The organism is Stenotrophomonas sp. YJH_SMC_131, from assembly GCF_059367975.1.
In genome coordinates this window covers 303,384-321,768 of sequence record NZ_JCAFRJ010000003.1, presented here as the reverse complement: position 1 = coordinate 321,768, position 18,385 = coordinate 303,384, and the positions used below count along the sequence as shown (strand labels likewise).

Here is an 18,385-nt window from a genome sequence, read left to right as displayed (position 1 = left end):
GTCCGATGGCAGGGGTGTGAGCGGCATGGATGCCGCGACCAAGCCCCCATGGACGGGTTCACGGCGTCCCCTGCCATCGGGCCCACCCCGCCAACCCACAGATATCCAGCTGTTGCCGTTGCATTGAGCAGGTGCAGGGCGCAGCCCTGCAAAACAACCCTTTACCTTAAGGCCACTGCATCTCGCCCTTGGCCACCTTCGCACTCAGCTCCAGCGATGCCACGCCATCCAGCTTCGGGTAGCGCGACTGCATTGCTTTCACCAGCGCCGCACTGTCCCTGGCCTTTGCCGTCTCGGCATCGAACGCGCGGATGTAGTCCGCGGTGAAGCGCAACGCACTGGCATCCAGCGCCGCACCCGGCGCGTAATGCCCCGGCACCACCACCTTCGGCTTCAGTGCCTGCAACCGCTGCAGGGTCTGCAGCCAGTCGGTGTGCGACTTCGGCGTCTGCGTATCGGCCATCCACACGTGCTCGCCGGCGACCACCGGAATGCCACCGACGATCGCGCGCAGCGACGGTACCCACAGCACCGTGCGGTCCGGGGTCGGGCCATCCAGGCCGATCAGCGGCAGGCGCTGGCCTTCCAGCTGCAGTGCATCGCCATCCAGCACCTGCGGCAGCACGATGCGCGCGGGCACGTCGGCACCCATCTTCGGTCCCCAGTAGGCCAGCTTGCCGGCCTGGGTCTGCTGGATGTGGGCGACGGTCTGCGCGGTGGCGACGATGCGTGCCTGCGGGAAGGCGTCCTGCAGGGTGGCCAGGCCGAAGTAGTAGTCCGGATCGCCGTGGCTGATGTAGATCGTGGTCAGCTGCTTGCCGCTGGCGCGGATCAGCTCGACCAGCTTGCGCGCATCGCTGGCACCAAACTGCGCATTGACCAGGATCCCGTCGTGGCGGCCTTCGATCAGCACCGAGGACACCGAGAACATTGCCTGCGGGCCGGGATGGAAGGTCTGCAGGTGCAGCTGGGATTTCGTCGCCGCCGCCGGCGCCGTGGTGGCCGGTGCGGCCAGCAGCGGCGCACTGGTGAAGCTGGCGGCCAGGGCGAGGGGAAGCAGCAGGGCAGCGGTACGCATGGGAATTCCTTGTGTAGAGCCGGGCCAATGCCCGGCTGCATGTTCGCGTAGAGCCGAGCGCGGGCTTGGCTCTACATGGGACGTGCGTGGATCAATACGCTGCGGTGATGATCTGCTTCGGATACGCGTGCGCTTCCAGTTCGGCGACGAACGCCGCGCCATAGTCGGCGTAGCTGATGCGGCTGTGGCCGCTGGTATCGGCCAGGAACGCCTTGGGCTGCACGCGGTACTGGCCGCGCTCTTCACCCGGGCCGATTTCGGCGGCCGGCGAGAAGAAGGTCCAGTCCAGGTCGTCCACTGCCTGCAGGCGGTTGAACGCCTCGCGGTGGGCCAGCGCGTACGGCTTGTAGGCCTCCGGGAAGGTGGGGGTGTCGACCAGCTGCACGCCGGGTGCGACTTCCAGGCTGCCGGCACCGCCAACCACCACCAGGCGCGGCACGCCGGCCTTGCGCGCGGCAGCCGCCAGCTGCGCGGCGACCTCGCCGACGCGGCCGATGTCATCGCCCGGGCGCGGGCCGTAGGCACTGGCGAGCACGTCGTGGCCGGCGATGGCGGCAACCAGCGCGTCCTGGTCATCCAGCGAGGCGATCACCGGATGGGCACCGGCCAGCTCGGCCGGGAGGTCCTGCGCGCTGCGCACGATGACAGTGAGTTCGTGGCCGCGGGCCAGCGCGTGGCGGGCGATCTGGCGGCCGATGTTGCCGGTGGAACCAACGAGGGCGATCTTCATGGCAGGACTCCGTGGGGCGCTGTGGGGTGGGAATGGCGCCACTCTAGGCCGCTGCAGTCGCTCGAAAAACAGCGTATAACGCGCTTGTTTGTTGCATGGATCGAGCATATGGACCGATTGACCGCCATGACCGTGTTCGTCGAGGTGGCCGAGCGCGGCAGCCTGACCGCGGCGGCAGAGGTGCTGGACATGTCGCGGGCGATGGTCAGCCGCTACCTGGCTGAGGTCGAGGGCTGGCTGGGCGCACGCCTGCTGCACCGGACCACGCGCCGGGTCAGTCTGACCGGGCCCGGCGAGGCGGCACTGGCGCGCTTCCGGCAGATGCTGGCGATCGGCGAGGAACTGCAGGGCGAGCTGGCCAGCGATGATCCCGAGCCGCATGGCACGCTGCGGGTGACTGCCAGCGTGTCGTTCGGGCAGAGCCACCTGGCGCGGGCGGTGGCCGGCTTTGTTGCGCGCCATCCGGCGGCACGCATCGAGCTGCTGCTGGTCGACCGCACGGTCAACCTGGTGGAGGAGCGGGTGGACCTGGCCGTGCGCATCGCGCGCCAGATCGATCCCAGCCTGATCGCGCGGCGGCTGGCCACCTGCCGCTCGGTGCTGTGCGCGACGCCGTCCTACCTGCAGGCACGCGGCACGCCGACTGCTCCCGAGCATCTGGCCGCGCACAACTGCCTGACCCACCACTACGTCGGCAAGAGCCTGTGGCAGCTGCACCGGGACGGCCGTTCGCTGTCGGTGGCGGTGGGCGGCAACATCAGCGCCAACGAGGCCTCGCTGCTGCTGGAGGCGGTGCGGGCCGGTGCCGGTATCGCCATGCTGCCGACCTACCAGGTGGCGCCGCTGCTGCGTACCGGCGAGCTGATCGAACTGCTGCCCGAATTCAGCCTGGACGAACTCGGCATTCATGCCGTGTACGCGTCACGGCGACAGCAGCCCGCTATCATGCGGCGATTCCTGGACTACCTGGCCGAGTGTTTCGCCAGCCCGGCCTTCCAGGATCTGGATTGGCGCCCACCGGGCAAGGAGAACACATGAACCATGGACAGGCCTTGATCGACCACAACCGTGCTGCCTGGGACCGCCAGGCCAGCGAAGTGCGCGAATGGTCGCGCCCGGTGGAAAGTTCAACCATTGCCGCCGCGCGCGAAGGCCGCTGGCAGGTGCATCTGACCCCACGCGCGCTGCCATTGGACTGGCTGGGCGATGTGCGTGGCCGCCGCATCCTGTGCCTGGCCTCGGGCGGGGGCCAGCAGGCACCGGTGCTGGCCGCTGCGGGCGCCGACGTCACCGTGTTCGATCTCTCCGACGGGCAGCTGGAACAGGACCGCAGCGTGGCGGCGCGCGATGGCCTGCAGCTGCGCACGGTGCAGGGCGACATGCGCGACCTGCACGTATTCGCCAACGACAGCTTCGACGTGGTGTTCCATCCGATCTCCAACCTGTACGTACCCGACGTGCGCCCGGTGTGGACCGAATGCCGCCGCGTGCTGGCGCGCGACGGCATGTTGATGGCCAGCTTCTACAACCCGGTGCTGTTCGTCGGCGCGCGCGATCCGCAGCTCGATGCGCAGGGCCTGATCCGGCCGCAGTACGCCATTCCCTATTCGGACCTGGAAGACCTGCCCGCCGCAGAACGTGAGGCGAAACTCGGCCGCGGCGATGCGCTGACCTTTGGCCACAGCCTGACCGAACTGATCGGCGGGCAGCTGGATGCGGGGTTCGTCATCGATCGCTTCATGGAAGACTGGCAGCCGCAGCCGCGCTTCCTGATCGACCGCTACCTGCCCACGTTCCTGGCCACCCGCGCACGCCGGATCGGTTGAGGCGGATCGGCGCAGAAACCAGCGGCGTACAATGGGCGGCCCCACGTCGTGCAGGTGCCGTCCCTTGTCGTATCCCTATCCGCTGGTCGTGTTCGACCTAGATGGCACGCTGGTCGACAGCGCAGCTGATATCGCCGAAGCACTGAACCGCACGCTGGAAGACATCGGCATGGCACGCGTGCCGGAAGCCACGGTTCTGGGCTGGATCGGCGACGGTGTGCGCCGCCTGGTCGAGCAGGCCGTGCATGCCGCGGGTCGCGAGGTCGACCTGGCCGAAGTGATGCCGGTGTTCATGGTGCACTACCGTGAGTGCCTGCTGCGCAGCCCGCGCCTGTTCGATGGCGTGGCCGAAGCGCTGATGCAGCTGCGTGCACGCGCTGTTCCGCTGGCGATCTGCACCAACAAGCCCGAAGCGCTGGTGCCGCCACTGCTGCAGCACCTGGGCATTGGTGATGCGTTCGCGCTGGTACTGGGCGGCGATTCGCTGCCGCAGCGCAAGCCCAGCGGTGAGCCGCTGCGGCACATCGCTGCGCATTTCGGGCTGGCGGTGGATGCCTGCCTGATGGTGGGTGATTCGTTGACCGACTACCGCGCCGCCGAAGAGGCGGGCATGCCGATCGCACTGGTGCGTTACGGTTATCCGCGTGGCCTGGACCTGGCCACCGCACAGGCGGTGGCGGTGATTGACGACCTGCGTGAGTTGCCGGGGTTGGCCGCGGGCGTTCGGGTGTAGAGCCGAGCCCACGCTCGGCTGCTTCATTGCGTGAGCCGAGCATGGGCTCGGCTCTACAGTAGATCGGTGCCGGGCGATGCCCGGCGCGCGCCTTCATTTCGGCTGGTAACGCACGCTCAGCTGGTACTCGCGGCCGGGCTGGTTGAACCACGCCACCGTCTCGTAGCGGCGGTCGAACACGTTGGCGGCACGTGCCAGCAGCGACCACGCCGGCGTCAGCGCGTACTCGGCGCGCAGGTCCAGCGTGCCGTAGCCACCGACCTTCACCGCGTTGGCGGCATCGTCATAGCGCTTGCCTGCACCCTGCACGGTCAGGCCGGCGCGGAAATCGCCGAAGCGGCGGTCGACGTCCAGGCGCGCGGTCTGCTGTGCACGGCGCGGCAGCCAGTTGTCGAACTGGGTGCTGCCATGGGTGCGGTTGCGCGGGTCGGTGTAGCTCAGCTGCGCGTTGAGGTCGAAGCCGGCCAGCAGCACGCCACCGGTCAGTTCGGCGCCACGGATGCGCGCCTTCTCCACCTGCTGCATTTTCATCGTGGACGCATCGTAGGTGATCAGGTCATCGATGCGGGTCTCGTACACGTCCAGGCCCCAATGCCAGCCCTGGCCCTGCTGCGAAACACCGAGGTTGGCGCTCTTGGACTTCTCCGGCTTCAACGTCGGCACGCCGCTCCACGGGTCGTACAGGTCGCTGAAGGTCGGTGCCTTGAAGGCGGTGCCGTAGCTGGCATTGACGCGCAGGCCGTGGTCCAGCTGCATTGCCCAGCCGAGACTGCCGGTGGCGTGGTTGCCGAACTGCTGGTTGTCGTCGTTGCGTGCGCTGGCCTGCAGCTGATGGCGGCCGAAGCGGCCCTGGTACTGCACGAACACGCCGGTGTTGCGACGGCTGTCGACGAGGTAGCCCGCGCTGCTGCCGTCCAGGTTGTCTTCGCTCCAGTCCACGCCGGTGCTCAGCAGCTGGCTTCCGGTCAAGGTGAAGTCACCCTGCAGCGAGGCGCTGTCGCGGTGGGTCTGCGCGCTGCCGCGTGCGCCGAAGTCGCCGAAGTTGTCCGATTCGTTGTCGCTGCGGCCGACGTTGGCGGTGAACGCCAGGCGCCCGGACGGGGTGTAGCGCACCTTGCCGGCCAGCACCTGCTGGCGGGTTTCCGAGTAGTTGTAATAGCCGTCGTAGTGGTTCTTGCCGTCGGCGCGCAGCGCACTGCCTTCCACATTCCACTGGTCGTTGAAGGTGTAGCCGCCACGCAGGCTCTTGGACAGGTTGCGGTAGCCGTCGCGGTCGGGTTCGTCGGCGAAGCAGCCGGTGAACAGCGTCGCCGAGCCACGGCAGGCATCGACGCCATCGGAATGCTGGTAGGCGATGTCGGCGCCGAACCAGCCGCGTTCGGTGCCACCTCCGATGCCGCCGCTGGCTTCGCGCAGGCCGTTGCTGCCACCACCGAGCTGGAAGTGCGGAGCAAAATCGCCCTGGTTGCGGCGGGTGAAGATCTGGATCACGCCACCGATGGCGTCGGCGCCGTACAGGCTGGACTGCGGGCCGCGCACGATTTCCACGCGTTCGATCTGCGCCAGCGGCAGGTCCTGGTACATGGCCAGGCCGAGGTCGGCACTGTTGATGCGCACGCCATCGACCAGCACCACGGTGTGGCCCGAGTTGGTGCCGCGCAGGAACAGCGAGCTCTGCTTGCCGAGCCCGCCGGCATTGGTCAGGTTGATGCCGGCGCGGCCGCGCAGCAGTTCCTGCAACGAGGTGGCCTGACTGGATTCGATCTGCGCGCGGTCGATCACCTGGGCTGGTGCGATGCTGTCCTGCAGGGCGATCGGGGTGCGGGTGGCGGTGACCAGGATCTGGTCGAGCGCGGTGGTGTCATCGGCGGCCTGGGCCAGCGCGGGCAGGGCGGCCAGCACGGCCAGGGACAGCATTCGGGACTGCAGCTTCATGGGGGACTCCAGGTGCCACGCACGCCCGCGTGGCGAAGGGGAGGAGCCGCGAAGGCAGGCATGCGCCGACGCCGCAGCGCAGGCTGCGGTCATCCAGCGCCATGCCCACCGCACCGCGACCTGAGGCTTCCGGGCCGGTCTCCGGGCTTGCCGCCGGGTGGCGCGAGGCCACCGTCCAGGCGCCTTCCCATGCCTGCGGCACAGTGGCGTTGTTGCCTGGAACTGACGTGCTTACCGTTGCGGGGGCAGCGCCGGCCTGGCGTGGATTCACGCGTCACCGGCTTCCCGTTTCAACCTGCCGGCCGTGGCCGCAGGTCACCTGGAAGTGCGCGCAGTCTACGGCATCGCAGGCGGCCCGTAGCGTCGAGCGTACCCGACTGCCTTTGCTGTGCCCTTAGAATGGTCCCTCGATCCCGTGGTGCCGTTGCCGATGTCCGCCCGTTTTCCGCTGTTCCCGCGTTGCCTGTACAGGACGCACGCATGATCCTCGACCTGGTCCGCCATGCCGGCAACGGTCGCGATGAGTTCCTCGATGGCCGCAGCGATCCACCGCAGCTGGCCCGCCTGCCGCAGGAACTGGTCGACGCCTACGCTGCGCAGCCCTGGGAACGGGTGATCAGTTCGCCGCGGCTGCGCTCGCTGCACACGGCGATGGCCCTGGCCACCCCGCGCGGGCTGGACGTGGAAGCGGAGGAGGAATGGGAAGAGCTGGATTTCGGCGATTGGGACGGGCAGTCGCTGTTCGACCTGCCGGAGGATGCACTGGCGGCCTTCCATGCCGATCCGCATGCATTCCCACCGCCCAACGGTGAAAGCTGGGGCCACTTCGAGCGGCGTATCGCGCGCGCGCTGGATCGACTGCTCGATGATGACGACCCGGTGCCAACGCTGGTGGTCAGCCATGGCGGCCCGCTGCGCATGGTGCTGTCGCAGGTCTGCGGCCTGCCGATGTCGCTGTGCTGGGCACTGCGCATCGACCACGGCACGCGCCTGCGGGTACGGCTGGAACGTGGCGAAGCCGGGCTGGCAGGCGAGCTGCTGGAACTGCAGCAGCCGTAACCCATCGGTAGTGCCGGCCGCTGGCCGGCAGTCTCAGGAATGTTGAAAAGACCACGCAGTTGCCGGCCAGCGGCCGGCACTACCGGTGCGGTCAATCCTCGTCCGCATCCTCGGTCACGCTGTCTTCCGCGTCATCGTCGGCATCGAAGCGCTGCTCATGCACCGGACCCGACGCCGGGCCGGCCGCCTTCAGCGGATGCGCGGCGATGCGTGCTTCGTAATCCTGCACCAGCGCCTCACGCTGCGGCTCGCTCAGTTCCTGCCAGTGGCAGTCCAGCAGCGCGCCTTCCAGCGAGTACAGCAGGTTCAGGCTGGGCTTGAAGCCGGCGCGCTTGACCTTGACGAAGGCGCCGACTGCGCCGGTCGCAACCAGGTCCTCGCGGCTGCGCAGGCCGACCTGGCGCAGCCACGCTGCACTCTTGGGGCCGATGTTGCGCAGCTTCGGTGCGCTCATCCCAGCGCCTCGACGAACACGCGGGCGATGGCTTCCAGGCCGGCCTGGTCATCGGCATCGAAGCGGCCGATCTTCGGGCTGTCGATGTCGAACACGCCGATCAGTTCATCGCCGCGCAGCAGCGGCACCACCAGTTCCGAACGCGAGGCCGAATCGCAGGCGATATGGCCGGGGAAGGCATCGACGTCGTCCACGCGCTGGGTCACGCGCTGGCTGGCGGCGGCACCGCACACGCCCTTGTCCAGCGGGATGCGCACGCAGGCCGGCAGGCCCTGGAACGGGCCGACCACCAGCTCCGTGCCGTCGTACAGGTAGAAACCCACCCAGTTCAGGTCGGGCAGGGCGTGGTAGACCAGTGCGGAGAGGTTGGCCGCGTTGGCGATGCGGTCGGACTCGGCGTAGACCAGGCCACGGGCCTGTTCCAGCAGCTGGGCGTATTGTTCCGGCTTGCTGCCGGTAAGCGAGGCATTGGCGAACATGCCCGCAGTCTAGCAAGCGCGCCGGGCCGGCGATAATGCACGCTCTGTTGCCCTGTTGGAGCCCATCGATGCCGTTGCCCGCTACGCTGCCGCCCGCCCTGTTCATTACCGGCACCGATACGGAGATCGGCAAGACCGCGGCCAGCACCGCGCTGCTGCAGGCGCTGCGCCGGCGCGGCCTGCGCGCGGTGGGCATGAAACCGGTGGCCAGCGGCAGCGAAGACCTGGGGCAGGGCCTGCGCAACGAAGACGCGCTGGCGCTGCAGGCGGCCAGCTGGCCGGTGCCGGACTATGCCGATCTGAACCCGTATGCGCTGCGGCAGCCGCTGGCACCGGAGCTGGCCGCTGCCGAGGACGGCGTGCGGGTGGAACTGGCGCCGATCGTGGCTGCGTTCGCGCGACTGCGCGCACAGGCCGACATCGTGGTGGTGGAAGGCGTCGGTGGGTGGCTGGCGCCGGTCTCGGCCACGCTGGACCAGCTGGACCTGGTGCGAGCACTGCAGTTGCCGGTGCTGCTGGTGGTGGGCATGCGGCTGGGCTGCGTCAACCATGCGCGGCTGACTGCGCAGTCGCTGCAGGCCAGCGGCGTGCAGTGCCTGGGCTGGATCGGCAACCACATCGACCCGGCGATGCAGCGCCAGGATGAGAACATCGCCACGTTGCAGCAGCGCCTGCCGATGCCGTGCTGGGGACGGCTGCCGCATCTGCCGGGTGCGGATGGCGAAGCGCTGAGCGCGCACCTGCTCGAGTGATCCTGGGTAGTGCCGACCGCTGGCCGGCAACCGCATCCACCCGGTGATCCCGATGTTGCCGGCCAGCGGCCGGCACTACCGTGCTGCGGCCGCCAGCTCCCGTGCGATCGCGCCCAGTCGTTCCACCGCGCCGATGAAGCGCGCATCCAGGGTCTGGCAGCACGACAGCCGCAGGCAGTGGCGGTATCGCGCGCCACGTGAATAGACCTGGCCGGGCATGAACACGATGTCCTCCTGCAGCGCTCGCTCGAACAGCTCGCGCGTATCCACGCCCGGCAGTTCCAGCCACAGCAGGAATCCGCCCTGCGGTTCGGTGGCGCGGGTGCCGGCCGGGAAGTGCTCGGCCACCAGCTGGCGCAGCCGTCCCACCTGTTCGCGGTACAGCCGGCGCATGCGATGCAGGTGGTGCTCGTAGCTGCCCGCTTCCAGATACGCCGCGACCGCGTCACCGAGCAGCTGCGGCTCGCCGCCGGTGGACTGGAATTTCAGCAGCGCGATGCGCTCGGCGAAGCGGCCGCCATCCAGCCAGCCGATGCGGTAATCCGGCGCCAGTGTCTTGGAGAAACCTCCGACCACCATCACCCAGCCGTCGCGATCGAAGGCCTTCAGCAGGGGCGCCGGCGGTTCGCAGAACTGCAGCTCGGCGTACACCGCGTCCTCGATCAGCGGCAGCTGCCGTGCGTTGACCAGCTCGGCCAGGCGCTGCTTGGCGGCGGTCGGCATGGTGCAGCCGAGCGGGTTGTGCACGGTCGGCATCACCACCAGTGCGGCCAGCGGTGTGTGCTGCAGCAGCGCGTCCAGCGCATCCACATCCAGTCCGTGCTGCGGATGGGTGGGCAGCTCGATGGCCTGCAGGCCGAGGTTGGCCAGCAACGGATACAGGTTGAAGTAGGACGGTGCCTCGATGCCGACCGCATCACCGGGCTGGGTGACCGCGCGCAGCGCCAGCTGCAGGCCCTCCATCGCACCATGGGTCAGCAGCAGGCGTTCGCTGTGGGTGTGCAGCCCCATGCGCGGGCCACGCCGCACGATCTGCGCCAGCAGCCGTGGCGAGCCGTTGGGGCGCGCGTAGGTCTCCACCGTCTGCTGGCCGTGGCGCAGCACCTGTGCGGTATGCCGGGCCAGCTGCGCGCCCGGATAGAACTGGCGCCCGCGCGGACCGGCAAAGGCCAGGTCGATCACACCGGGGCGGCGCTGTGCTTCCAGCACGCGGGCCATCAGCACCTGCTGCAGTGGTGCGGTGGGTGCGGACGGGGTATCACGCAGCGAACGCTCTGGCACCGACAAGCGCGGCGCCACCTCGAAGCCGGCTTTGGGCCGCGGAATGACCAGGCCGGCGTCCTCCAGCTGGCGATAGGCGGCAATCACCGTGTTCAGGCTGAGCCTGCGCTGCAGGGCCATCTGCCGCAGCGAAGGCAGGCGGCTGCCAACCGGAAGGCGTCCGCCGTGGATGGCCTCGGCCAGCTCGTCGGACAGCCGTTGGTAGCGGGGTGGGATCATCGCGCTCTGGTCATCTGTATCCATCGAATTTCCCACCATCTGGTGCTGTACCCATGATGATGGCGAGCCTAGCATGTCGTTGTCGGCCGGGCCTGATCGGGGCACGGCCGATACTTCCCAAACGCACGGCTGGATGGCCGTGCGTCTTTTTCTGTGTGTAGAGCCGAGCCCATGCTCGGCTGCACTTCCGCCAACAGCAGCCGAGCGTGGGCTCGGCTCTACAGAGAGCACCGCCGAGCGTCGGTCAGCCCAAGGGGGAATGCCGGCTACCGCATCGGCACCAGCACCGCCTCGCGCCGGTACAGCGCCGGGAACTGCCTGCCCAGCGCGGCCAGCTTCGGTGCGTCGTAGTAGCGGATGTAGGCCGCCTGCGGGTAGTTGGTCATGTAGTTCTGGTGGTAGCTCTCGGCCGGGTAGAAGCGCTGGCCGCTGACCAGCTGGGTGACGATCGGCGCGCGGTAGCTGCCGGCCTGGCCGAGCTGGGCGATGTAGGCGCGGCTGGCAGCCTGCTGGCGTGCGTCGTCACTGAAGATCGCCGAGCGGTATTGGCTGCCGTGGTCCGGCCCCTGCCGATTGAGCTGGGTCGGGTCGTGCACCACCGAGAAGAACACCTGCATCAGCTGCCCGTAGCTGACCTGGCGCGGGTCGTAGTCGATCTTCACTGCTTCGGCATGCCCGGTCTGGCCACCGCTGACGCGCTCATAACGCGCATTGGCCGCACTGCCACCGATGTAGCCGGACACGGCATTGCTCACGCCCTTGACGTGCTGGAACACGCCCTGCACGCCCCAGAAGCATCCACCGGCGAACACCACGCTGGCGTGGGGGGCGTCATCGCGGAACGCCGCATCGCCGGTGGGGGCCGGCAGTGCCTGGATCTGCGCGCTGGCTTCGATCGGCGCCGCAATCGCGCCGTGGTCAACCAGCAGCACACCGGCGATCAAGGCCGTGGCCACCAGGCCGGCCACACCGGCGGCGATGCCCTGTTCAAAGGAGAGTTTCATCATGTCCTCCCGGTTCAACCGAAGGTGAAGGCATAGGCCTGCACGCCCGCATCGAGGAACTCGATCTCGAAGCGATGCGGGCCAACTGCGCCGCGCTGGCGGATCAGCTGGTACAGGCGGTGCTCGTCGACGACGCCACTGCCATCGGCACCAACATCACTGCCGGCATCGGTGGCGGGCAGCGCTTTGCCGTCCAGCCAGACGCGGAAGCGCACCGGCCTGCCGTCCTCGCTCGGTGCCAGCACCAGGTGCAGGTCGCGCGCATGGAACTGGAAGGCGATGCGGCCGCCGGCCTGCTGCAGCTGTGCGGCCTCATCGGTGACGGTCCAGCGCCCGGACAGCCCCCACTGGTTCAACGCCAGGGTGGCCGGCAGCGTGTAGTCGAACGCGGCGTCGCTGCGCTGCCCGCCGGGCGAGGCGAACTGCTCGGCGCGGGCGTGGCCCAGGTAGGTTTCCGGCGAACGCAGGTTGCCCATGTCGGCCTGCACGGCCACGCCCTTCAGGCCGGCGGCAGCGGGATCGGCCGGCGGCGGCAGATTGGTCTGCCCGGCTTCGGTCAGCAGGCGACGGATCATCTGTTCCGAGCGCGCATAGTTGCCCTCGCCGAACTGGTGGCCGCGGATGTTGCCCTGCGCGTCGACGAAGTACTGCGCCGGCCAGTAGCGGTTGTTGAAGGCGCGCCAGATCGTGTACTGGTTGTCGAGCGCCACCGGGTACTCGACCTTCAGCTGCTGCACCGCTTTCATCACGTTGCGTGGGTCACGCTCGAAGGCGAACTCCGGCGTGTGCACGCCGACCACCACCAGGCCGTGGTCGCGGTAGCGTCGCTCCCATTCGTGCACGAACGGCATCGCGCGCAGGCAGTTGATGCAGGAATAGGTCCAGAAATCGACCAGAACCACCTTGCCGCGCAGCTGCTGTGCACTCAGGGGCGGGCTGTTGAGCCAGCCAGTGGCACCGTCCAGCGCGGGCAGCGTGCCTTCCACCGGCAGCGCTGCATCGGCACCGGCATTGGCGCCGGCCATCATCATCATCGGCGGTGCCGCCGGCTGCGCGCCGGGCACTGCATCCAGCAGGCGTTGCTCGATACGCGCGGTGCTGACCGTGGACAAGCGGGTCAGCAGGCCGGTATCCCAGCCGAGGCCGATCGCCACGACGGCCAGCAGCGCGGCCACACCCAGCACCTTGCGAAGTACATCGCCGAGGCCGAGCCGCGCCTGCATCGCGCGGAACACCCGGCCGCCGATCCACACCGCCAGCGCCAATGCGGTGATCGCACCCAGTGCGTAGGCCAGCAGCAGCGCAGTGGTACCGACGCTGGCGCCATGCAGGGCGGCGCCGGTCAGCACCAGACCGAGGATCGGCCCGGCACACGGTGCCCACAGCAGGCCAGTGGCGATGCCGATCAGCAGCGAGGTCCACGCGCCGCCGTGCCCCGCGGCATCCGCCGCATCGGCGCGCGCACTCAGGCGGGCACCCACGCGCTGGAACGGCGCCAGCAGGTGGTCGGCCAGTCGTGGCCAGAGCAGGGCGACCGCGAACAACGCCATCAGCAGCAGGGCGACCCAGCGTCCGACCTGGTTGGCCTGTGCCACCCATTGGCTGCCCACCGCGGCCAGGCTGGCGACCACGGTGAAGGTGAGCGCCATGCCCAGCAGCAGCGGCAGCGTGCTGCGCAGGAACGGGCGATCGGCACGCGCGAACACGAACGGCAGCACCGGCAGGATGCAGGGACTGAGCAGGGTCAGCGCGCCCCCCAGATAGGCAAGCAGCAACAGCAGCATCGTCAGGCTCCGGAAGCAGGGGAAGAACCGACCGGCACCCGCCAGCCGTCGGCAGTGCCATCCGTGGCGCCGGGAACGAACACCATCGCCGCACCGTTCATGCAGTAGCGCAGCCCGGTGGGGCGTGGCCCATCGTTGAACACATGGCCGAGATGGCCGCCGCAGCGGCGGCAATGCACCTCCACCCGCAGCATCCCGAAGGTGACGTCGCGGTCTTCGCCGATGGCGTTGTGCAGCGGCGCCCAGAAGCTGGGCCAGCCGGTACCGCTCTCGAACTTGGTGGACGAGGAGAACAGCGGCAGTGCGCACCCGGCGCAGGCGAAGGTGCCCTGCCGGTGTTCCTTGTTGAGCGGGCTGCTCCAGGGGCGCTCGGTGGCCTGCTGGCGCAGCACCGCGTACTGCGCCGGCGTCAGTCGCTGGCGCCACTCGGCATCGCTGTGCATGACCTCGAACTGTCGCGACGGGCGCGCTTCGGCGGCGGCCGGGGCGGCGCGGCTGCAGGCCCCCAGGCCGAACAGGCCGGCGGCGGTGGCGACACCGCCCAGGCCCAGCAGATGGCGGCGGGAGAGGGACATGGCGGACTCCGGGAAGGGGCGACGGGGCCATGCTGCGCCCGCCCGGGTCAACGAATCCTCACGCAGGATTCAATTTTTCGTGAGGTATCGGCGGCCGTCCCGCGCCACAATGCAGCCAGCCTCCCCACTGGCCCCGAGCTGCCGATGTCGACCAAACGCGTGCTGATCGTTGAAGACGATGCCCACATCGCCGACCTGCTGCGCATGCACCTGGGTGATGAGGGCTACGACGTCGCCCATGCCGCCAGCGGCGATGCCGGCCTGCGCCTGCTCGAGCAGGACGGCCCGTGGGATGCGCTGGTGCTGGACGTGATGCTGCCCGGCGTGGACGGGCTGCAGGTGTGCCAGCGCGCACGCGCGATGGCGCGGTATGTCCCGATCATCATCATCAGCGCGCGCGGCAGTGAAACGCAGCGCATCGTCGGCCTGGAACTGGGCGCGGACGATTACCTGGCAAAACCCTTTTCGATGCCGGAACTGGTGGCACGGGTACGTGCGCTGCTGCGCCGCGCCGAGGCGATGGCGCAGAGCGCGCGCATCGATGCCGGCGCGATCGAGCTGGGTGGGCTGCAGCTCGATCCGGTCGCGCGCACCGCTTCGGTGGATGGCAACACGCTGGAACTGACCCCGCGCGAGTTCGACCTGCTGCTGTTCTTCGCCCGTCATCCGGACCAGGTGTTCGCACGCATGGAACTGCTCAACCAGGTCTGGGGCTACCAGCACGATGGCTATGAGCACACGGTCAACACCCACATCAACCGCCTGCGCAGCAAGATCGAACCCGACCCGGCCAACCCACGGCGGTTGCTGACGGTGTGGGGCCGCGGTTACAAGCTGGTCGACCCGGCCGGGGCGGCGGCATGATCAAGCCGAACCTGTGGCAGAAGCTGGCGGTGGTGACCGCCGCGCTGATGCTGATGTGCTGCATGGCGCTGTTGGCACTGCAGATGCGTGCCAACACCCGCCACGAGCAGGAAGTCGTGCAGCGGCTGTCGCTGGGCCTGGCCGAACACATCGCCCAGCGCAGCGAGCTGATGGACACCAGCGGCATGCGCGATGCGGCGGTGCGCGCGCTGTTCGGCCAGCTGATGGCGGTCAACCCCAGCGTCGAGGTCTACCTGCTGGACGACCAGGGCCGCATCCTCGGTCACGATGCACCCAGTGGACATCTGGTGCGCAACCGGGTGGATGTGGCGCCGTTGCGTCGCCTGCTGGCCGGTGCACCGTTGCCGATCCTCGGCGATGACCCGCGAAGCGCCGATGGCCGCAAGGTGTTCAGCGCTGCACCATTGATCGTGCAGGGCCGGCCGGCCGGCTATGTGTACGTGGTGCTGGTCGGCGAGCACCGGCAGATGCTCGCCGACGATCTTGCCGCCGGCAGCCAGTGGAACACCACGCTGTGGTCGGTGGTGCTGGTCGGCAGCCTCGGCCTGTTGGCCGGGCTGGTCGCGTTCTACTGGGTGACGCGTCCGTTGCGGCGGCTGACCCGGCGGATCCAGGCCTTTGACATCGATGCGCCGACGCCGCTGCCGCCGCCGGAGCCGCTGCGCGCCGGTGAGCGCGACGAACTGGTGATCCTGGAACATGCGCACGCGCAGATGGCGCAGCGGCTGGGCGAGCAGTGGCAGCAGCTGCGCCAGCAGGATCTGCAGCGCCGTGAACTGGTCGCCAACATCTCGCACGACCTGCGCACGCCGTTGTCGTCGCTGCACGGCTACCTGGAAACGCTGGCGTTGAAGGACGCCACGCTGTCACCGGACGAGCGCCGCCGCTATCTCGGCATTGCGCTGGCACAGAGCGCCAAGGTCGGCCGGCTGGCGCGCGCGCTGTTCGAACTGGCGCGGCTGGAGCACGGCGAAGTGCGGCTGGAGTGGGAAGTGTTCGCGCTGCCGGAGCTGCTGCAGGACGTGCTGCAGAAGTTCGAACTGGCGGCACAGGCGCGTGGCCAGCAGCTGCACGCGGCGTTTCCGCCCGGCCTGCCGCTGGTCCGTGCGGACCTGGGCCTGGTCGAGCGGGTGCTGACCAACCTGCTCGACAACGCGCTGCGCCATGCACCCGAGGGTGGCCAGATCGAGGTGCGCCTGCGCGCGACCGCCGACAGCGTGGAGGTCTGCGTCGCCGATGATGGCCCCGGGGTAGCCCCGGCGCTGCGTACCCAGTTGTTCCAGGCACCGGCCGCGCTCGGCGCGCGGCGTGGCGACAACGGCGGATTGGGCCTGTTGATCGTGCAGCGCATCGTGCAGTTGCATGGCCGCCGCATCGAACTGCGCGACAGCGAACGGGGCGCGCTGTTCGTGTTTGCCTTGCCGCGCGCGGAAACGGCGGTCTAGCAGGCTGCCTCGGCCTCCACGACACCGCCGTTTTCCAGCGGCAGGTGCAGGCGGATGCAGGCGCCGCCCAGCGCCGAATCGGTCACCTCGACCTGGCCGCCATGCTTGTCGGCTACCACCTGCACCAGCGCCAGCCCGAGGCCGAAGCCGGGGCTGCCCGGGTCCAGCCGCACATAGGGTTGCAGCACCTGGCTGCGCAGTTCCGGTGCGATGCCGGGGCCGTCGTCCTCCACCTGCAGGCACAGCCAGCCGTCATTGACCGTGCTGGCGATGCGGATCTGCCGACGCGCGTAACGCAGCGCATTGCCGAGCAGGTTGCGCAGCGCCAGTTCCAGCATGTGCCGGTTGACGTTGACCAGGCCCACCGGCGACAACGCCTGCTGCACCGGCATCGGCAACGGTGCGAACTGGGCCACCACGCCGCGCACCAGCGCCGCCAGCTGCAGGCGCTGGCGGGTCAGCTGATGGCAGCGGCCCAGTGCGGCGTATTCGACGCCGGCATCGGTGAGGTGCTGCAGCCGATCGACGTCGGTGCGCAGCCCGCCCAGCGCATCGCGCTGCACATCGTCGAGCGCGGTGTCTTCCAGGTCGGCCAGGCCGAAACGCATCCGTGCCAACGGCGTGCGCACCTCGTGCGCGACCGCCTGGGCCAGCACGCGCTGGCTTTCCAGCAGCTGCTGCAGCTGCTCGGCCATGTGGTTGAAGGCGTTGGCCAACGGCCGCACCAGCGCGGTGCCGGCGCGCGGCGCACGCGTGTCCAGCTGGCCGTCGCGCATGCGGCGGGCCGCCTGGGCCAACTGCGAGACGTCGCGCCACAGCCGGTACACCATCACGTACATCGGCAGTGCCACCGCCACCATCAGGATCAGCAGCAGGATCGCCACACCGGATACTTCGCTGTCCTGCCAGCCTTCGTCCGGCAGCGCCTCGTCCAACGGGCCCAGCATCACGGCGTAGTCGCTGTCGCCGATCCGCTGCAGGCTGCGCATGTGCTCCAGGTCGATCTGTACGCGGCCGTTGTTGAACGGCGGGCGCTGGCTGGCCGGCAGGGCCTTCACCGCCTCGGCCAGCGGCACCATGCGCAGCGCGTAGGCGAAATCGGCGTCGAGTTCGCGCGCCAGTGCCGGCCACTGCTCGCGCGGGGTTTCGGCGAAGCGATGCTGCAGCAGCGCGTGCGTGCCGCGCATCTCGGCCTGCAGGCCGGCTTCGGTGCGGTCTTCCAGCAGGGCGTCCCAGGCCCACAGGCCCAGCACGATCAACAACAGGTGGGCGACCAGGAAACCGATGCCGTAGCGCAGGAAGTGGAAGGCGTGGCCGCGCATCGCCGACGGTGTGCGTTTCATCCCCATGCCGAGCGGCTGAACAGGTAGCCGCGGCCACGGACGGTCTTGATCCGTTCCGGCTGCTCCGGGTTGTCGCCCAGCTTGCGGCGCAGGCGCGAGATGCGGGCATCGATTGAGCGGTCCAGGCCATCGAAGGCGATGCCACGCAGGCCGCGCAGCAGCGCGTCGCGGTCCAGGATCTGGCCGGCATTGCTGGCCAGCAGGAACAGCAGGTCGAACTCGGCGGTGGTCAGCTCCAGCAGGCTGCCCTGCAGGTGCACGTTGCGGGTGGACGGGTCGATGCTCAGCTCGCCGAAGCGCAGGCTGCCGTCACGCGGTTCGACCCGGCGGTGGCGGCGCAGGTGGGCGCGCAGGCGGGCCAGCAGCACCCGCGGTTCGATGGGTTTGCCGATGTAATCGTCGGCCCCCAGTTCCAGGCCCAGCACCTGGTCGATGTTGTCGGTACGGGCGGTCAGCACGCAGATGATGCCGTCATAGTGGGGCCGGATCTGCCGACACACTTCGAAACCATCCTGGTCGGGCAGGCCCACATCGAGCAGCACCAGGGCCGGCTTCTCCGCCAGGATCCGGGCCACGGCGCGCTCGCCGCTGCGCTCGTGGGCCACCTGGTAGCCATGCCGTTGCAGGTAGTCGCTGACCATCGTTCCCAGGCGGGCATCGTCTTCGACCAGTACGATATCCAGCATTTCCAAGGCCTCCGTGGGCGCAAACGTACCGCCACGGCACGAGCGCGGCGATGCTATCCCAGCCTTCGGGCCGCCCGGGTCCCGGGGGCGGGCGCCATTCAGCCGGGGTTGCTGGCG

Annotated in this window: 18 protein-coding genes and 1 riboswitch; of the genes, 7 read left to right on the top strand and 11 right to left on the bottom strand. The window is 69.1% G+C overall.

Features of this window, described 5'->3' with window-relative positions:
• Positions 1–166: 166 nt before the first annotated feature.
• Together AC5P56_RS08830 and AC5P56_RS08825 are read right to left on the bottom strand one after the other, a co-directional pair.
• Positions 167–1,078, bottom strand: coding sequence for an MBL fold metallo-hydrolase (locus AC5P56_RS08830; RefSeq protein ID WP_134808474.1), 912 nt, complete (start codon positions 1,076–1,078; stop codon positions 167–169).
• A gap of 91 nt (positions 1,079–1,169) precedes the next feature.
• Positions 1,170–1,808 (bottom strand): NAD(P)-dependent oxidoreductase, encoded by a 639-nt coding sequence (locus AC5P56_RS08825; protein ID WP_032959230.1) that lies wholly within the window; start codon positions 1,806–1,808, stop codon positions 1,170–1,172.
• A gap of 108 nt (positions 1,809–1,916) precedes the next feature.
• On the opposite strand from AC5P56_RS08825, the gene AC5P56_RS08820 reads away from it, so the two are divergent.
• From AC5P56_RS08820 to gph, 3 genes are all read left to right on the top strand, one after another.
• A complete protein-coding gene (locus tag AC5P56_RS08820; protein WP_014645815.1) occupies positions 1,917–2,846 on the top strand; it encodes a LysR family transcriptional regulator in 930 nt (309 codons plus the stop codon).
• Positions 2,843–3,634, top strand: a complete 792-nt coding sequence (locus tag AC5P56_RS08815; protein WP_014645816.1) for a class I SAM-dependent methyltransferase — start codon at positions 2,843–2,845, stop codon at positions 3,632–3,634. The genes AC5P56_RS08820 and AC5P56_RS08815 overlap by 4 nt, the downstream gene beginning before the upstream one ends.
• Positions 3,635–3,698: 64 nt before the next feature.
• A complete protein-coding gene (gene gph, locus AC5P56_RS08810) occupies positions 3,699–4,367 on the top strand; it encodes a phosphoglycolate phosphatase (protein WP_126411685.1) in 669 nt (222 codons plus the stop codon).
• A 93-nt stretch (positions 4,368–4,460) separates the two neighbouring features.
• Here gph and btuB read toward each other — a convergent pair whose 3' ends face one another.
• The gene (gene btuB / locus AC5P56_RS08805) at positions 4,461–6,302 is read right to left on the bottom strand and encodes a TonB-dependent vitamin B12 receptor (RefSeq protein ID WP_046428665.1); all 1,842 of its coding nucleotides are present in this window, start codon (positions 6,300–6,302) and stop codon (positions 4,461–4,463) included.
• A 115-nt stretch (positions 6,303–6,417) separates the two neighbouring features.
• Positions 6,418–6,640, bottom strand: a riboswitch (cobalamin riboswitch).
• A 142-nt stretch (positions 6,641–6,782) separates the two neighbouring features.
• On the opposite strand from btuB, the gene AC5P56_RS08800 reads away from it, so the two are divergent.
• Positions 6,783–7,361 (top strand): histidine phosphatase family protein, encoded by a 579-nt coding sequence (locus AC5P56_RS08800; protein ID WP_049408270.1) that lies wholly within the window; start codon positions 6,783–6,785, stop codon positions 7,359–7,361.
• 91 nt (positions 7,362–7,452) lie between these two features.
• Here the strand turns inward: AC5P56_RS08800 and AC5P56_RS08795 are convergent, their stop codons facing one another.
• A complete protein-coding gene (locus AC5P56_RS08795) occupies positions 7,453–7,815 on the bottom strand; it encodes a TfoX/Sxy family protein (protein ID WP_014645820.1) in 363 nt (120 codons plus the stop codon).
• Positions 7,812–8,294: a GAF domain-containing protein gene (locus AC5P56_RS08790; protein WP_014645821.1), complete on the bottom strand. Its 483-nt coding sequence runs from the start codon at positions 8,292–8,294 to the stop codon at positions 7,812–7,814. Before AC5P56_RS08790 ends, AC5P56_RS08795 begins: the two co-directional genes overlap by 4 nt.
• 68 nt (positions 8,295–8,362) lie before the next feature.
• Here AC5P56_RS08790 and bioD point away from each other — a divergent pair, with 68 nt between their 5' ends.
• Positions 8,363–9,046 carry a dethiobiotin synthase gene (bioD, locus tag AC5P56_RS08785; protein WP_041864050.1) on the top strand — a complete coding sequence of 228 codons (684 nt, stop codon included), beginning with the start codon at positions 8,363–8,365 and terminating at the stop codon, positions 9,044–9,046.
• Positions 9,047–9,121: 75 nt separating this feature from the next.
• Here the strand turns inward: bioD and AC5P56_RS08780 are convergent, their stop codons facing one another.
• The 4 genes from AC5P56_RS08780 to msrB all read right to left on the bottom strand — a co-directional run bounded on the left by AC5P56_RS08780 (position 9,122) and on the right by msrB (position 13,909).
• Entirely contained in the window at positions 9,122–10,570 is a 1,449-nt protein-coding gene (locus AC5P56_RS08780; protein ID WP_014645822.1) for an aminotransferase-like domain-containing protein, read from the bottom strand.
• Positions 10,571–10,812: 242 nt separating this feature from the next.
• Entirely contained in the window at positions 10,813–11,550 is a 738-nt protein-coding gene (gene msrA, locus AC5P56_RS08775; RefSeq protein WP_111205401.1) for a peptide-methionine (S)-S-oxide reductase MsrA, read from the bottom strand.
• A 14-nt stretch (positions 11,551–11,564) separates the two neighbouring features.
• Complete coding sequence (locus AC5P56_RS08770) at positions 11,565–13,334, bottom strand: cytochrome c biogenesis protein DipZ (RefSeq protein ID WP_134808476.1); 1,770 nt, start codon at positions 13,332–13,334, stop codon at positions 11,565–11,567.
• 2 nt (positions 13,335–13,336) lie between these two features.
• A complete protein-coding gene (msrB, locus tag AC5P56_RS08765; protein WP_288496815.1) occupies positions 13,337–13,909 on the bottom strand; it encodes a peptide-methionine (R)-S-oxide reductase MsrB in 573 nt (190 codons plus the stop codon).
• Between the two features lie 144 nt (positions 13,910–14,053).
• Here msrB and AC5P56_RS08760 point away from each other — a divergent pair, with 144 nt between their 5' ends.
• Both AC5P56_RS08760 and AC5P56_RS08755 read left to right on the top strand, forming a co-directional pair.
• Entirely contained in the window at positions 14,054–14,773 is a 720-nt protein-coding gene (locus tag AC5P56_RS08760) for a response regulator transcription factor (RefSeq protein ID WP_014645826.1), read from the top strand.
• Positions 14,770–16,239 (top strand): sensor histidine kinase, encoded by a 1,470-nt coding sequence (locus AC5P56_RS08755; protein ID WP_032959213.1) that lies wholly within the window; start codon positions 14,770–14,772, stop codon positions 16,237–16,239. The genes AC5P56_RS08760 and AC5P56_RS08755 overlap by 4 nt, the downstream gene beginning before the upstream one ends.
• On the opposite strand, the gene AC5P56_RS08750 is transcribed toward AC5P56_RS08755, so the two are convergent.
• Together AC5P56_RS08750 and AC5P56_RS08745 are read right to left on the bottom strand one after the other, a co-directional pair.
• The gene (locus AC5P56_RS08750) at positions 16,236–17,582 is read right to left on the bottom strand and encodes an ATP-binding protein (RefSeq protein ID WP_134808478.1); all 1,347 of its coding nucleotides are present in this window, start codon (positions 17,580–17,582) and stop codon (positions 16,236–16,238) included. The two genes, AC5P56_RS08755 and AC5P56_RS08750, sit on opposite strands and share 4 nt — an antisense overlap.
• Positions 17,579–18,268: a winged helix-turn-helix domain-containing protein gene (locus AC5P56_RS08745; RefSeq protein WP_014645829.1), complete on the bottom strand. Its 690-nt coding sequence runs from the start codon at positions 18,266–18,268 to the stop codon at positions 17,579–17,581. Before AC5P56_RS08745 ends, AC5P56_RS08750 begins: the two co-directional genes overlap by 4 nt.
• Positions 18,269–18,385: the final 117 nt, after the last annotated feature.